Below are 13,946 nucleotides of genomic sequence, written 5' to 3' on the forward strand. Positions count from 1 at the left end.
GGGCGCCTGCCGGTGTTCGAGCCGGTGCGTTCGGGCCGTGTCTCCAAGGTCAGGCTCGAGCCGCAGCCCGACGATGCCGTGCCGCGCTTCCAGTATGAAGACCATATCGCCGCCCTCGTGCGCGACCGTATCTGGCCGGACTCCACGCGCGCCATCTCGCAACTGCGCATCACGCTTGAATATGAAAGCGCCAGCGGCTGGAACCGGCTGTTTTCGCCAGGCCGGCTGTCGCTCGACATCGTCGACTATCCCGGCGAATGGCTGCTCGACCTGCCCCTGCTCGCGCAGGACTTCCGCGCGTTCAGCAACAATTCCGTGGCGCGCGCCCGTGCACCTGGTCGCGCGAAGCTGTCGGCGGAGTGGTTGACGCTCGCCGCGTCGGCCGGATCCACGGCGACCGCCGACGAGGCCAGCGCCCGTCGGCTCGCCGAGAGCTTCACCGGCTATCTCAGAGCCTGCAAGGCGGACGAACGCTCGCCCTCGACCCTGCCGCCCGGACGTTTCCTGATGCCGGGCGACCTCGAAGGTTCGCCGGCGCTCACTTTCTCGCCGCTTCCGGACCTGCCCGAGGGCCGCGCGCCGAAGGGTTCGCTCTGGGCGATGATGGAGCGGCGCTACGAAGCCTATAAGAAACATGTCGTCAGCCCGTTCTTTCGCGAGCATTTCGCGCGCCTCGACCGCCAGATCGTGCTGATCGATGCGCTACAGGCGATCAACAACGGCCCCGAGGCGCTGCTCGATCTCGAGCAAGCGTTGGCGGACGTGCTTGCGTGCTTCCGTCCGGGGACCAACAGCTGGCTCTCCTCCCTGCTGACGCGTCGGATCGACAAGGTGCTGATCGCCGCAACCAAGGCGGATCACCTGCATCACGAAAGCCACGACCGGCTGGAGCGCATCGCTGCGCGCCTCGTCGACCGCGCTGCCGAAAGCATCGGATTGAGCGGTGCCGGCCTCGAGGTCATGGCGCTCGCATCGGTCAGGGCCACCCGAGAAGCGACCGTCAACCACGATGGCCATGCCCTGCCGGTCATCGTCGGCACCCCGATCGCTGGCGAGAAGATCAACGGCGAAATATTCGACGGCGAAAAGAAAACTGCTATATTTCCCGGTGACTTGCCGGAAGATCCTGAAGTTCTTTTCAAGACGATGGAGACCCGGTCCGGCACGACGACCTATATCGAAAGCGCTCATCCGCTGCCGGAACTCAGCTTCGTTCGCTTCCGCCCGCCACATCTTGAGGAAACCGGCGGCGGCTTGAAACTGTCGGTGCCGCATATCCGCCTCGACCGGGCCATGCAATTCCTGTTCGGAGACCGGCTCGCATGAGCGACGACAGCAACGGCCGCAGCCGCCGTCCCGGCGCCTTTTCAGTTGGCGAAGACAGGCCCGCCGAGGCAGCGCCACAGATGCGCACGCGGCGCGCGCCTGCGAGCTTCGACGACAACGTCGTGCTGACCCCCGATGCGGAAGACCCGTTCCGCGAGACCACGCTTGCGGTCGAAGCCCTCGCCTTGCCCGAAGCAAGTCCTCGCAAACGCCGGCTCTCGGTCGGCAAGATCGCAACCGGCGCGCTCGGTATCATCCTCTCGCTTGCGGCAGGCCTCTGGGTCGATCGCCTGCTGCGCGATCTCTTCGCACGCGCCGATTGGCTCGGCTACTCCGCGCTTGCCGTCGTCGCGATCGGGCTGCTGGCGCTGCTGATCGTTGTTGGCCGCGAGCTTTCAGGGCTGATGCAGCTCACGGCGATCCAGAAGCTGAAAGCGGAAACGGAGGCGGCCGCAGCTTCGGCCATTGCGAAACCGGCGCGTGCAGCGCAGGCGAAGCTCGTGCACCTGCTGGCCGGCAATCCGCGAACGGCGCGCGGGCGCACACGATTGAAGGAGAGCGAAGGCGAGATCATCGACGGTCCGCACGTGATCGAACTCACCGAGCGGGAATTGCTGAGCCCGCTCGACCGCGAGGCGCGGCGCCTTATTCTCGCGGCCTCCAAGCGCGTGTCGATCGTCACGGCGGTCAGCCCGCGGGCGCTCGTCGACCTCGGTTATGTCCTTTACGAGTCCGCCCGCCTGATCCGCGCCATGGCCGAACTCTACGGCGGCCGCCCCGGCACGCTCGGCCTGTTGCGGCTGATGCGCGACGTCATCGCCCATCTGGCCGTCACCGGTTCGATCGCGGCTGGCGACAGTCTCATCCAGCAGGTGCTCGGCCACGGGCTGGCCTCGAAGCTCTCGGCGCGCCTTGGCGAAGGCGTCATCAACGGCCTGATGACGGCACGCATCGGCATCGCCGCCATGGATCTCTGCCGTCCCATGCCGTTTCGGGCGTTGAAACGTCCGGGTATCGGTGACTTTCTCTCCGACCTCAGCCCCGGCGCCGGGCGCGTTCTCGGCGACAACGGCGAGAAGTAAGCTCGCTCTGACAATAGGCTGAACGTTTGCAAGCGAATCGCAACCGGGCTCTCCCGGTCGCGATCCTGCTTCGCGCAGTGCCGACAGCTGTTCGATTGCAAGCGCATGCTAAGGCAGGCAATGACCAGGCCGCGAAAGCCTGTGAACAACTGGTTTTCCGGCCGCGATCAGCCCCGATATCCGCCAGACAGAAACCGTCCATTAACCATTTGCGCGCAAATGTGGCATCCAGTTTCGGACGTTGACTCATCAAGGATCGTTTATGTTCTCGCGCCCTTCTTTGATCGCTCGCGGCGCTGCCGCTTTTGCGCTGGCAGCCACCGTCGGCCTTGCGACACCGGCTTTCTCCGGCGCCAAGGACAAGGTCTTCTTCGAGAAGGTCGCCGGCCAGTGGAAAGGCCCGGGCGAGATTGTCGCCGGCAAGTACAAGGGCACCAAGTTCACTTGCGACCTCTCCGGCGAGCCGGTTGCGGGCGATGAGACCGGCATCAAGCTCGACGGCTTCTGCCGCGTCGGCGTATTCAAGCAGCCGATGTCGGCGCTGATCACCCAGAAGGGAAACACCTACACCGGCAAGTTCCTCGATGGCGCCGAGGGCAAGGGCCTGGATATCATTTCCGGCAACGTCGCCAAGGACAAGGTCGTCGTCGGCATCAACCGCAAGAAGCTGAATGGTGCCATGATCGCCCGCCTGCAGGACGACCAGACGATGAACATCACAATTTCGGTCAAGGTCGAAGAGACGATGGTGCCGGTCATCGGCGTCAGCCTCAATCGCCAGATCGACGCAATCGCCGTCGGCTCGATCAAGTAAACGTCAAACGCCCGATCAAACGACAAAGCCCCGGCATAGACCGGGGCTTTGTCGTTTGTGGATTGTGTTGCGGTCCTGTTCAGGCGCCTGCGCGCCACCAGCCCATGTGATCATCGGCAATCTCGATGCCGGCGACGTCAGCCTGCTGCAGCCAATCGCCGACCGATCGGCCGCCAACGGCCATGTCGGCGGCAAAGTCGGCAAGCGGCATCAGCACGAAGCCGCGCTCGGTCATCCTTGGATGCGGCAGCTCCAGCCGCCCGCCTGCCTGCGCCACACCTTGGAAGGTCAGTACATCGATGTCGAGCGTGCGCGGCCCCCAGCGCTCGTCGCGCACCCGCTTCATCGACCGTTCGATTTCAAGGCAGGCGTCAAGCAGGGCTTCGGGCGCGAGCGTCGTCTCGACCTTGGCGCAGGCATTGTAGAACCAGGCCTGGTCCGTCTTGCCCCAGGGTGGCGTGCGGTAAAGTCGCGAGACCGCCTCGACCACGCAGTCGTCGCGGGCATCGAGCAACCGAAGCGCTTCGGCCATCGCCTTGCGCGGGTCGCCGAGATTTCCGCCAAGCCCGAGCGTTGCAGCCCGCCAAGTCACCTCAGACGACATGCTCGACCGTCACTTCGACATAATCGAGCACGCCTGGAACCGGCGCATTCGGCTTACGGATCGAAACCTTGGCACGCTTGATCTGCGGGAAACGCACGCAGAGCGTCTTGGCCACTTCCAGCGCCAGAGCCTCGATCAGATAGCGGCGGCGGCCGGTGACGATGCGCTCGATTTCCTGGAAGGCGATGCCGTAATGCACGGTGTCTTCGATCGAGTCGTCGACCAGCGCCGTTCCCTGCTCGACTTCAAGCTCGGCGTCGACGAAGAAGCGCTGACCGAGAAGCTCCTCCTCGTCGAAGACGCCGTGGCGCGCGAAGAAGGCGCAGTTCTTGAGGGTGATGATATAGGTCGCGCTCATGCTTCTCAGTCCCATCGGCTTTCTTGGATCGCGATGATTGCGCGGTCGAGCCGTTCCGCAGTCATGCGCGTGATTGGTAGTCACAGGTTCAGGCGGAATACGGGCGAGTAAGGCTCACCTCGCTCTGGCGTGCAGCATAGCATCCGCCATTGCCAGTGCATCCTTGCTGTTTGCGACATCGTGTATGCGGAAAATCGCGGCGCCGGCAACGCGCAAAAGCGCCGTCGTCGCGGCCGTCGCCATGTCGCGATCGGCTGCCTCGCGGCCGCTGACCGCACCGACGAAGCGCTTGCGCGAGGTTCCGACCAGGAACGGCAGTTCGAAACGGTGCAGTTCTGCGAAGCGCGCCATCAGTTCCAGGTTCTCGTCCGTGTCCTTGGCAAAACCGAAGCCCGGATCGAGGATAATGCGATCCCGCTCCAGGCCGGCCGCAGCCGCGATATCGAGCGACCGGTCGAGAAACTCAAACTGGTCGGCGATCACGTCTGCGAGTTTTTCACGGCCGCGGCCGGTATGCATGATGCAGATGCCGGCGCCGGTCCTGGCGGCGACCGTGGCAATGTCGGGTTCGCGCTGAAGGCCGTGCACGTCGTTGACGATATGCGCGCCCGCGTCGACCGCAAGCTGGGCGGTCGAGGCTCTGTAAGTGTCGACGGAAATCAGCGCATCGGTATCGCGGGCGAGCGCTGCGATCACCGGCAGGATCCGCGCCTGTTCCTCCTCGGCGCTGACGGCCGCCGCATCGGGCCGCGTGGATTCGCCGCCGATATCGAGGATCAAGGCGCCCTCCTCCAGGCAGCGCACTCCTTGTGCCACCGCCGCAACGGCATCGATGAAACGGCCGCCATCGGAAAAAGAATCCGGGGTAACATTGACGATCGCCATCAAAACGCCACGCGGCCCCAGTTCGAGGCTGCGTCCGTGCGCCAGCTTCCAGCTAAATTTCTGAAATGGATTGTAAGTCATTTTCCCTCACCATCCGCATACGGCCGGGAGCCATCGTTTTGCTGTTGCGCCGGCGCTGGCTATGCCCCAAGCTTGATTGAAGTTCAACCGAAGAGAACCACGCATTGATGTCCCGAGTACGCGTCCCGTTCAAAGTCGCCCTTCTTGCTCTCCTGGTTGCCGCCCCGTTTGGTACGGCCTCGGGCGAAACCGTGGTGAACAAGAGCTTCTCCTATTTTTCGATCGGCGGCCGGACTGCGGAAGAACTGGACAAGGCACTCTCGGCGAGCGGCCCGATGATGAAATCGACCGGCGCCCGGCATCCCGGCGCCACCCGCATCAAGTTCGGTGGCTCGATCACCTATGTCAGCCGCAACGGACGCTGCGCCGTCGGCTCGGCCCGCGTCACGCTCAACACGCGCATCATTCTGCCCAAATGGAAATACCGCCGCCAGGCCGGACGTGACCTCGCCCTCGTGTGGGACACGCTGTCGAGCGACATCAAGCGCCACGAGGAGCGCCACGCCGAAATCGCCCGCAATCACGCCCGGCGGATGGAAAAGATGTTCCTGGCACTGAAGCCGCAGGACACGTGCGAAGAGATGCAGGAAAGCGTTGCCCGCGCCAGCGCGACCGCGATCGAGGCGCATGACAAGGATCAGGCCCGCTTCGACCGCACCGAAGCCGCGAACTTCGACAAGCGCATGATCCGTCTTCTGCAATACAGGCTGGAAACGCTGAAGAAAGCGCAACAGTAGATAGCAAAGCCGGAACCCCGAAGAAGAGCCTGACTATAGTCGCGGCTCGGGCCATTTCAGCGGCAATACCCACAGTATTTTATTGGTGAAATATAACGATGGCTGCCGGCCGGCGACTCATCTATATTCAAACCATGGAGAGAGGGGCCGGGACAAAGACTAGCCCCACAAATTGAATAGGTTATGCGCGACGCGATTGCGGCGCGAAAAGCTTAGATGTTGCCTTTACTTTGACTTGCGCAACGTTGTTCACTTGAAAAGAAAAAGAAGAAATCGAACAGCGGAGCCGGAACGGGTTCTCCTGGCGTGTCTTGGTGCAGCAGATGTTCCCTCCCTCATCTGTATGCGATGCGCCCTCCTCGCCTCGCTTGTCCAACGACCGGCGAGGCGCTTTTTTTGTGCGGAGGTCTGAAAGACGGGGCGTGAAACGCAGGCCTTAGGCCTGGCGCTCCGGCACGTGCACGACAAGACCATCAAGCGCATCGCTCATCTTGATCTGACAGGAAAGCCGCGACGTCGGGCGGACGTCGTAGGCGAAGTCCAGCATGTCTTCTTCCATCGCTTCCGGAGCGCCGACGACCTGGGCCCAGGCATCGTCGACATAGACATGACAGGTCGCACAGGCGCAGGCTCCGCCGCATTCGGCTTCGATGCCGGGAACCGAATTGCGAACGGCGTTTTCCATGACCGTCGAGCCGTTTTCGACATCAAGTTCATGGCGCGCGCCATCAAAGGCAACGATGTTAAGTTTTGTCATGTCTCTTTCCGGAATGAACTGGTGGATTGGCCGGGCGCAGGCCTGTTGAGAAGGAACGCCGCGGGCGCAAATTCAGGGAAAGTTCTTCCAACAAATCGGCCGGCCAGTCAACAACGGCCGTCATTGCGTGCCATCGCCGCAGAGCGCGCCGGTGGCAAATGCCGCCGGCGCGAGGCCTCGAAGCGAGGCGCGGCCATCGGGCGGAGGACAGGGGCCGGGTGGCCCCAGTCCGCCCGGGAGCCGCTAACGGCAGAGCTTCAGAATGAAGAGTTCGGCTTCGAGCACGGCCGCTGCAAGCTGGTCGCAGAGCGGGGCTTCGGCCGGATTGTGCTCGATCGCGCCGGCAACGCTTGCAACGTCGACGGCACCCACGGCCAGGGCTGCGCCCTTCAGCCGGTGGGCTGCCTGGGCGCGGGGCGTGCCCTCGCCCTCTACAATTTCCTTCAAGACCTGGCGCGCCTGGCGCGCAAAGAGTTGCAGCACTTCGATTTCGAGCGCCTTGTCACCCATCGTCTGCACGGCGAGGTGCGCAAAGTCGATCGGCTTTTTGCCTGACGCAGAAGAGTTTCCCGGACTATCCGGGGCTTCAAAGGCAATCCTGAGGGCCGCCATGAGCCAATTTCCCTATTGTTTGTTTGATGTTGGCCTGTTTCCGGCATCGCTTCATCGCGAGCGGTGCCGCTTCCCGCACGGTTCCGACTTCCATCTTCGGCGGGCTCCGGCACCTATTGGCTCAAATCCGGGCGCAATATAGGCAGTAATTTGGGAAAATGGTTAATGTCCGTTAAACTCTCTGATTTCCTTATCTTTTCCGGCTTTTAAGTCCGCATCGCATTAAGATTTCATTAGGATTTTAGTCAACCCCAAGCGCTGTTAATTGTAAGAACCCAGCTAATGTGTCACTACGATACGCTTAGGAACGGACCCGCGTACGAAAATGGCAACCGTTCCGGTGGATAAGCTCGACGCGTGGTCCCATTCGGCCACAAATGCGACTATCCGTCGAGGCAATGCAGTGGGTGATCAGTAGGGTATTGCGTAGATCTGATGCGCGTATCTTGCCGTCACCGCCCATGAGGAAGAGACCCTGCCCGACAACGGGCCAGAGGCGCTTTCAGTTCTGGGCAAAAGGTAATGAGGCGTATCCCTATGGCGACGAAAAAGAGCAATGAGTCGATCGACGAAAAGGCGTTCCAGGCTCTGGAAGCTGCCCTGAAGATTGATTTCGACGAGCTTGCATCGAGCCCGAATGACAAGACTTCCTTGGATGATCCGGAGGAAAATGTGTCTCAGCCCACCAATCAGGCGGCAACGCCCGATCAGAATAAGAATGCACGGCCTCAGCCGGAACAGTCCCGCGGGGCACGTGCTGCAGAAGCGGCCAAGACGCTCGCTCCGGAACCTGCGCCCAAGTCCCCGTCCCTTTCTGCCGCCAACGACGATGGTCGCCGTTCGCCGGCTGCGATGCTGCGCGCGCTCGACGTGCGCTCCAATCGCGCCGCGATCCGCGTTGCCGCGCTGGTGTCCGTCATCTGGGCGGTTGCCGGCCTTGGCGTCGCCAACCTTCTTTACGGGCCGCAGATCTGGCAGATCCGTTCGCTGAGCGACCTCTCGGCCACGCCTGGCGCCGTCGGCGTTGCGATCGGTATCGTTCTGCCGATCATGCTCTTCTTCTCCTTTGCCATCATGATCGCCCGCGCGCAGGAACTGCGCAACGCCGCGCGTTCGATGGCCGAAGTCGCCCTGCGCCTTGCCGAGCCGGAAACCGCTGCCGCCGATCGCGTCATGACCGTCGGCCAGGCCGTCCGCCGCGAAGTCTCGGCGATGAACGAGGGCATCGAACGCACGATCGCCCGCGCCACCGAGCTCGAAACGCTTGTTCATTCCGAGGTCAACGCGCTTGAACGCAGCTACAGCGAAAACGAACTGCGCGTGCGCACCCTGGTGCAGGAGCTCGGCCTTGAGCGCGAAGCGATCATCGGCCATTCCGAGCGTATCCGTTCGGCGATCTCCGGTGCCCATGGCAAGCTGAAGGATGACCTGGAACAGGCGAGCGAAGACATTGCTTCGCGCATCGCGATCTCCGGCGAAGCCTTTGCCTCGCTGATCGATACCCGTGCGGCCGCCCTCAGCGAGAAGTCCGACACCGCCCTGCAGTCGATCGGCAGCATGCTGACGACCCGCACCGATGCGCTGCTTTCGGGCCTCACGGCTGCCGGCCTCGGCCTCAGCACCGAATTCGACACCCGGCTTGACCAGCTCAGCGACACGCTGACGAAGCGCGGCGAAGATCTGCTCAGCCAGTTCGAAACGCGCGCCTCCTCGCTTGACGCCAGCACCGAGAAGCTGAATGCGGCGCTCAACGAACGCGCCCGCCAGCTCAACGAAACGCTGATCGCCCGCACCCGCGACCTCAACGAAAGCCTGAGCGTCGGCCAGCACGCCATCACCGGCGGCCTCGACCACGTACTCGCCTCGCTCAACGCCACGCTCGACGAAAAGGGCGCGAGCTTCCGCCAGAGCCTGCGCTCCAGCGCCGACGACGCGATCATGGACCTCGACCTGCGCGGCGGCTTCTTCGAAGAAAAGCTGCAGACGACCGTCGGCCAGCTCGCCACCGCCTTCGACGAGCGCTTCCACGAGTTTGCCTCCGCCTTCGACAAGCGTGCGAGCCTGCTCGACACCAAGCTCATGGAAAGCCTGCACCGCATCAACGAGACTGTTTCCGGCGGCTCGGAAGCGATCGGCGGCGCGCTCGACAGCAGCATCGAGAAGATCGGCTCGGCCCTTTCCGACCAGTCTCTGACGCTTGCGACCACGCTCGGCGCCACCCAGGACTTCATCGAAGAGACGATTGCCAGCCGCACCACGGAACTCGGCAACATGATCGGCGATGCACACACCCGCATCGACAGCGTGCTCTCCGAAAAGACCAGCGGCCTAATGGGTGCCCTCACCCAGGCCCAGGACCGCATCGAAAACGGCTTCGGCCAGCGTGCCGACGCGCTCTCGAGCGCACTGACGACGAGCGAACAGCGCCTGACCGAAGGTCTGGACAGCCGCACGGCCGCCTTCGTCGACGGCCTGCACGCCGCGCACGCCCGCATCGAGCAGACTCTGCACGGCTCGACCGACGAGATCACCAGCGCGATTGCTGCCAGCCAGCACCGCCTCGACAACACCCTGTCGGAACGCACCCTCGCCCTTTCGACGATCCTCTCCATGGGCGCGGATTCGATCGATACCGCCGTCAGCGGCACGGCCGACCGGCTGGAGCGCGTTCTTTCCGAACGCGGCGAAGCGATCTCCGACGCGCTCACCAACCAGACGACGGCGCTTGACGGCGTCCTCGCCGAGCGCGCCGCCGCGATCACGTCGACGATGTCGTCGCGCGCCAACGAGATGGCCAACACGCTGAGCCGTCACGCCGAAGACGTGGCCGACAGCCTGACCTTCCGGGCAACAGCTGTCGCCGAAACCATGACCGACCGCGTCGGCGACATCGAGCAGAAGCTCTCCGAGAGCGTCAACACGATCGCCGAAAACCTCGGCGGCCGCGTCAGCCTGATCTCTGACACGCTCACCCAGACGAGCGCCCGCATTGCCGAGGATCTGAGCGGCCGTGTCAGCAAGATCTCCGACACGCTGACCGAGACCAGCGCGCACATCGCCGACGCCCTCACGGCACGCACCACCGAAGCGACCGCCTCGCTCGCCGGCAAGGCAGCGGAAATCGAGGAGACGCTGAGCGGCCGCGCCGAGCACCTGCGCGATACGCTCTCGTCCACGCACGAGCAGATCCGCGCCACGCTCGACGACCGCATCAACGCCATCAACCTCGCCGTCGGCCAGGGCCGCGACCAGCTCGAAGGCATGCTTGCCGATCAGTCGACCTCGATCGCCACGACGCTTGCCACCAGCGCCAGCATGCTGGAAATGTCGCTCGAAGAACGCCAGGCGGCACTCGCCGGAGCCATCGACCGCAGCGGCGAAGCACTCGACAGCCGCATGCGTTCGACCACCGGCCATATTGCCGAGCGCCTGGCCGAAACCGCCAACCAGATCAGCCTGGCGGCCGACAGCCTCACCAACCGCGTCGATCTGTCGATCAACGGCCTCAACGACCGCCTCGACGACACCGGCATGCGCGTCGAAACCAGCCTCGGCGCCCTCGAAGAGCGCATGCGCGAGAGCGCCGGCAACATCAGCTCGATCGTCGACGAAACCGGCATGCATCTCGAGACCCGCGTCGGCGTGCTCGAAGACCGCATTCGTGGCACCGTCGGCAATGTCGGCGCCGTGGTCGACGACACCGGCGCGCGGATCGAGAGCAATCTCGGCGCGCTGGAAAACCGCATTCGCGGCAGCGTCACCAATGTCGGCTCCGTCGTCGATGATGCGGCGGCCCGCGTCGAAGGTGGCCTCAGTGCGCTTGAAGACCGTATCCGTGGCAGCGTCAGCGGCGTCAACGCCGTCGTCGGCGAGACCGGTGTACTGATCGAAAACAGCCTCGGCGCCCTTCAGGACCGCATTCGCGGCAGCGTCAACGACGTCAACACCCTGGTCGACGATACCGGCCTGCGCCTGGAAGTCAGCCTCAGCTCGCTCGAAGACCGGGTTCGCGACAGCGTCGGCAGCGTCAACCAGATCGTCGACGGCGCCGGACAACGTATCGCCGACAGCCTCGGCGACCGCGCTGGCGACATCGACCGCATGAGCGAAATGGCGGCAACCCGGATCACCGGCGCCATCGAGTCCGGTGCGGAGCGCATTGCCGAACGCCTCGGCACCATGGATCGCGCCCTCAACATCGGCCTGGAGAACGTCAACCGCACGATCGAGGGCAAGGCGGCCGTTCTGGTCACCAGCCTGCGCGGCGCCGTTCACGAGGCAACGCAGGATATCGACGCCGAAGCCAACCGCCTGGAAGGCAAGACGTCCGACATCGTCGCCAATCTGCGCAGCGCCGTCGGCGGCGTGGCTGAGGACTTCGATGCCGAAGCCGTACGCCTGGAAGACAAGGCAGCCGGTCTCGCAAACACGCTCCGCAGCGCCGTTGGCGATGTCGCGCAGGAACTCGACGCAGAAACGCTGCGCATGGAAGACAAGGCTGCCGGCCTCGTCAACACGCTGCGCAGTGCCGTTGGCGACGTCGCCCAAGAGCTCGATGCGGAAACGCTGCGCATGGAAGACAAGGCCGCTGGCCTTGTGAACAGCCTGCGCGGCGCCATCAGCGATGCGGCCCAGGAAATCGACGCGGAAGCCGTCCGCTCGGCCGGGTTGCTGTCGAAGGCCGGCGAAGATTTCGCCTCAGCACTTGCCGCGCGCCAGGCGGATTTCGCCAATACGATCGATCAGACGGCAGCCTCCACGGCCGCACGCCATGCCGAGCTTGCCAACTCGATCGAGCAGAAGGCGGCAGCCACCGCAGCGCGTCATGCCGAACTCGCCCGTTCGATCGCCGATGCGGCCGACAGCGCAACCGCACGGCTGGCCGCAACGCACAGCCAGATCGCCAACCACGCCGACAACATCCACCAGGGCCTCACCAACACGGAGAAGGCGCTGGAAGCCCGTGGCGAGGCGATCCGCAACACGCTCGACGACCGCACTCGCGAACTCAACTCGATGCTCGCCGGCCGCTCGATGGAGCTGTCGCGCCTGATCGACGAGCAGGCACGCCCGGTCATCGACCAGTATGCGGCGACCGGCCGCGAGGCCGCCGAGCGCATCGCCGCCGTGACCCAGGAAAGCGCCGACCGTCTGCGCGCCGAAAACGCCGCCCTGGTCAACGCCATTGCCGAGCGCACGGGTGAGACGCTGAACGCGATCTCCTACCGCGCCGAAGAGACGGCAAAGGCGATGAAGATGGTCGAAAACCGTCTGCAGTCGACCGCGCTTGGCCTGATCGACCAGCTCGCCAACAACAACGCCGCCATCGCCACGGTCATCGACCAGGCGAGCAACAACCTCGGCGAAATGGACCAGCGTCTGGAATCGACGATCGCCCGCGTGTCGGAATCGACCCGCCAGGCCTCCGACATGCTGTCGACCTCCACCCGCCTCATCGAAGGCAAGGTCGACAAGCTCTCCGATATCTCGGCCTCCACCCTGTCGCAGATCGGCGGCATTGTCGGCCGGTTCGAAGACCACTCGCGCGTTCTCGGCCAAGCCTCCGACCTGCTCGGCGCCGCCCAGTCGAACCTCGTCAGCACGCTCGAGGAACGCCAGGATGCGCTTCGCACCCTGTCGGTCGGCCTCGTCCAGCGCTCGGAAGAGATCGAACGCACGATGCGTGCGCTCGAGGGCTTCGTCGACGGCGCCTTCCAGCGCGCCGAAGAGCGCTCGGGCCTCGTTGCCGGCAACCTGCGAAGCGGCATCCAGCAGTCCTTCTCCGATGTCGGTCGTCTGCTGACCAGCGCCGAACAGCGGGCAGCCGAAGCTGCTGAAGCGATGCGCAACACGCTGGCCCAGGCCGGCGATGAAGCCGGCGCCTCGGTCGAGCAGGTCTTCAGCCGCGCCGAAGAGCGTTCGCGCCAGATCGCAAACACGCTTCGCTCCGGCGTCGAGACCTCGTTTGCCGACGTCAACAAGACGCTCACTTCAGTCGAAGGCCGTGCGCTCGGCGCGTCGGAAGCCCTTCGCCAGGCGATCGCCAAGGTCGGCGAAGATGCCGGTGCCTCGATCGAAGGCGCCTTCGCCAATGCCGAAGAACGCTCCAAGGAAGTCGCCTCGCGTCTGCGCGGCAGCGTTGCGGCCTCGGTATCCGACATCGAGCGCATGCTTGCCGAGAGCGGCAAGAAGTCCGATGGCGTCGCAGGCCAGTTGCGTGACGCCGTTCGCGTCGCGATCGACGAGGCGATCGGCCGCTTCAGCGGTGCGACCGACGAAATCCGTCGCTCTGCCGGCGAGATCCGCAAGGAACTCGACATGACCCGCGAAGAGCTGAAGCGCGGCGCCTTCGACCTACCGGAAGAAGCCAAGGAAAACGCGGCCGTCATGCGCCGCGCCGTCAGCGAGCAGATCAAGGCGCTGCAGGAACTGTCGGATATCATCGGCAAGTCCTCGACGCAGCTCGAAGTGGCCCAGCCGCTGCGCCAGCAGCCGGCCGCCGCTCCGGTCGCCCGTCCGGTACAGCAGCAGGCAGCCCCGCAGCCGCAACCGGTCGCACAGCCGCAACCCCAGCCAGTGGCCCAGCAGCCGGTGGTTCAGCAGACCGTAGCGCAGCAGCCCGCCGTCGAGCAGCCGCGCCGTCAGGAGCCGGCACCTGCGCTTCGCGGCAGCCTCGGCATCGAACAGCCC

At 64.3% G+C, this 13,946-nt stretch carries 10 protein-coding genes; 5 read left to right on the forward strand and 5 right to left on the reverse strand.

Features of this window, described 5'->3' with window-relative positions:
* From L981_RS28470 to L981_RS28480, 3 genes are all read left to right on the forward strand, one after another.
* Window positions 1–1,326: YcjX family protein (locus L981_RS28470; protein ID WP_043624535.1), on the forward strand; the 1,326-nt coding region annotated here is incomplete at its 5' end.
* On the forward strand, window positions 1,323–2,408 hold the full coding sequence (locus tag L981_RS28475) for a YcjF family protein (RefSeq protein ID WP_043624537.1): 1,086 nt from the start codon (window positions 1,323–1,325) through the stop codon (window positions 2,406–2,408). The genes L981_RS28470 and L981_RS28475, both read left to right, overlap by 4 nt.
* Before the next feature lie 262 nt (window positions 2,409–2,670).
* Entirely contained in the window at window positions 2,671–3,222 is a 552-nt protein-coding gene (locus tag L981_RS28480) for a hypothetical protein (RefSeq protein ID WP_043624541.1), read from the forward strand.
* A gap of 79 nt (window positions 3,223–3,301) precedes the next feature.
* On the opposite strand, the gene folK is transcribed toward L981_RS28480, so the two are convergent.
* The 3 genes from folK to folP all read right to left on the reverse strand — a co-directional run bounded on the left by folK (window position 3,302) and on the right by folP (window position 5,150).
* Window positions 3,302–3,826, reverse strand: coding sequence for a 2-amino-4-hydroxy-6-hydroxymethyldihydropteridine diphosphokinase (gene folK, locus L981_RS28485; protein WP_043624544.1), 525 nt, complete (start codon window positions 3,824–3,826; stop codon window positions 3,302–3,304).
* Complete coding sequence (gene folB, locus L981_RS28490) at window positions 3,816–4,184, reverse strand: dihydroneopterin aldolase (protein ID WP_034794609.1); 369 nt, start codon at window positions 4,182–4,184, stop codon at window positions 3,816–3,818. The genes folK and folB overlap by 11 nt, the downstream gene beginning before the upstream one ends.
* Before the next feature lie 114 nt (window positions 4,185–4,298).
* Window positions 4,299–5,150, reverse strand: coding sequence for a dihydropteroate synthase (gene folP / locus L981_RS28495; protein ID WP_043624547.1), 852 nt, complete (start codon window positions 5,148–5,150; stop codon window positions 4,299–4,301).
* A 107-nt stretch (window positions 5,151–5,257) separates the two neighbouring features.
* Here folP and L981_RS28500 point away from each other — a divergent pair, with 107 nt between their 5' ends.
* A complete protein-coding gene (locus L981_RS28500) occupies window positions 5,258–5,887 on the forward strand; it encodes a DUF922 domain-containing Zn-dependent protease (protein ID WP_043624550.1) in 630 nt (209 codons plus the stop codon).
* A 436-nt stretch (window positions 5,888–6,323) separates the two neighbouring features.
* Here L981_RS28500 and L981_RS28505 read toward each other — a convergent pair whose 3' ends face one another.
* Together L981_RS28505 and L981_RS28510 are read right to left on the reverse strand one after the other, a co-directional pair.
* Entirely contained in the window at window positions 6,324–6,644 is a 321-nt protein-coding gene (locus L981_RS28505) for a 2Fe-2S iron-sulfur cluster-binding protein (protein ID WP_043624554.1), read from the reverse strand.
* Between the two features lie 243 nt (window positions 6,645–6,887).
* The gene (locus L981_RS28510) at window positions 6,888–7,256 is read right to left on the reverse strand and encodes an Hpt domain-containing protein (RefSeq protein ID WP_043624557.1); all 369 of its coding nucleotides are present in this window, start codon (window positions 7,254–7,256) and stop codon (window positions 6,888–6,890) included.
* Window positions 7,257–7,793: 537 nt separating this feature from the next.
* Between L981_RS28510 and L981_RS33475 the strand changes: the two genes are divergently transcribed.
* Window positions 7,794–13,946: kinesin (locus L981_RS33475; RefSeq protein ID WP_082006193.1), on the forward strand; the 6,153-nt coding region annotated here is incomplete at its 3' end.

It is taken from the genome of Ensifer sp. ZNC0028 (assembly GCF_000799055.1).
GTDB lineage: Bacteria > Pseudomonadota > Alphaproteobacteria > Rhizobiales > Rhizobiaceae > Ensifer.